Source organism: Photorhabdus bodei, assembly GCF_003287735.1.
GTDB classification, from domain to species: Bacteria; Pseudomonadota; Gammaproteobacteria; order Enterobacterales; family Enterobacteriaceae; genus Photorhabdus; species Photorhabdus kayaii.
Map to the genome: position 1 here is coordinate 1 of NZ_NSCM01000172.1, position 255 is coordinate 255.

Sequence of the window (255 nt, forward strand, 5' to 3'; positions counted from 1 at the left end):
GTTGTCGCCGGGCTGGCCGGGATAGCGTGCTGTTGCTGCAACCAGTCGAACCACAGGCGTAAGGACCGCAGGCGTCGGCGCTGACTGTCCGGCGTATAGGGCTGGCCGCCGGCCTTGCGGTATTGGGTCAGATACTGCTGCCAGTTTTCCAGTAACGGCCCGGTGACCTGAGCGGCGGATATTACGCCCTGTTCCTCGCACCAGTTGACGAACGGCGACAGCCGTTCATGACGGGCGGACTGGCTCTTTTGACTC

At 63.1% G+C, this 255-nt stretch carries 1 pseudogene; it reads right to left on the minus strand.

The features are described 5' to 3' along the window. Window positions 1-255 (minus strand): annotated as a pseudogene (locus CKY02_RS23310) (site-specific tyrosine recombinase XerC); the annotation flags it as partial.